Origin of the sequence: Desulfosporosinus sp. I2, assembly GCF_000960765.1 — a bacterium.
Classification (GTDB): domain Bacteria; phylum Bacillota; class Desulfitobacteriia; order Desulfitobacteriales; family Desulfitobacteriaceae; genus Desulfosporosinus.
In genome coordinates this window covers 1-1,680 of record NZ_JYNH01000273.1, presented here as the reverse complement: position 1 = coordinate 1,680, position 1,680 = coordinate 1, and the positions used below count along the sequence as shown (strand labels likewise).

Annotated in this window: 1 rRNA gene; it reads left to right on the top strand. The window is 47.7% G+C overall.

The annotated features are described in order from the left end of the window. A 23S ribosomal RNA gene (locus UF75_RS25595) occupies window positions 1-1,680 on the top strand; the annotation flags it as partial.

Below are 1,680 nucleotides of genomic sequence, written 5' to 3'. Positions count from 1 at the left end.
CGAAAGGGAATCAAACTGTGAGGGAATCCTGAGTACCGCGGGACACGTGAAACCCCGTGGGAAGCAGGGAGGACCACCTCCCAAGGCTAAATACTTCTTAGCGACCGATAGCGAACAAGTACCGTGAGGGAAAGGTGAAAAGCACCTCGGAAGAGGAGTGAAAGAGAACCTGAAACCGTGCGCTTACAAGCAGTCAGAGCTCGAGGTTCGTGGTTCGAGATTCGAAATTCGATGAATGTGTTCTTATGAAGCGATAAAACGAGGTGCGACGAAGTCGTATTTCGGGTCAAGACCGCAGAGGAATACAAAAAATCGAACATCGTACATCGAACCACGAACTTCGAGTCATGGCGTGCCTTTTGTAGAATGAACCGGCGAGTTATGGTATGTAGCGAGGTTAAGGCGAGAAGCTGGAGCCGAAGCGAAAGCGAGTCTGAAAAGGGCGACGAGTTACATGCTGTAGACCCGAAACCGTGTGATCTACCCATGGCCAGGGTGAAGGTGGGGTAAAACCTACTGGAGGCCCGAACTCACTGTCGTTGAAAAGGCAGGGGATGAGCTGTGGGTAGGGGTGAAATGCCAATCGAACACGGAGATAGCTGGTTCTCCCCGAAATAGCTTTAGGGCTAGCCTCAATTGATGAGCAATGGCGGTAGAGCACTGAATAGGCTAGGGGCCTTACCAGGTTACCGAACCTTATCAAACTCCGAATGCCATTGGATTTAGATTGGGAGTCAGACTGTGGGGGATAAGCTTCATAGTCGAAAGGGAAACAGCCCAGACCATCAGCTAAGGTCCCTAAGTATACACTAAGTGGGAAAGGATGTGGAATTGCACAGACAACCAGGATGTTGGCTCAGAAGCAGCCACCATTTAAAGAGTGCGTAATAGCTCACTGGTCGAGTGGTTCTGCGCCGAAAATGTAACGGGGCTCAAGTGTATCACCGAAGCTATGGCTTTATCGAGGTTCGAGATTCGAGATTCGAAGTTCGAAAGAGGGAAAGCGATGATTAAAAGCTACAAGGACTTAGAAGTCTATAAAAAGTCTTATGAGACAGCTTTGAAACTACATCGAATGACCTTAGAATATTTCCAAAGCATGAGTTATATGAACTAGGAAGTCAGATGCGTAGAGCAGCAACATCCATTCCTCTGAATATAGCAGAGGGATATGGACGAAAAAGCACTGCAGCTGATTTTAAGGCCTTCTTAAGAATTGCCTTGGGATCATGTAATGAAGTGATGGTATTGATAGAAATGATCAAAGATCTTGGGTACTTGGAAAACGACGTTTTCCAAGAGCTAAGCGAGACTTACGATCATATTGCAAGACAAATCTATCGCTTATTAGACAACTGGAAATAATCGAACATCGTGCATCGAATATCGAACCTCGATAAGGGGTAGGGGAGCGTTCTAAATGCAGCGAAGTTAGACCGTAAGGACTAGTGGAGCGTTTAGAAGTGAGAATGCCGGTATGAGTATGCGAAAAGACAAGTGAGAATCTTGTCCGCCGAAAATCTAAGGATTCCTGGGGAAGGCTCGTCCGCCCAGGGTAAGTCGGGACCTAAGCCGAGGCCGAAAGGCGTAGGTGATGGACAACTGGTTGACATTCCAGTACCACCGAGAAGCGTTTGAGCAATGGGGTGACACAGAAGGATAGGTTAAGCGTGCCGTTGG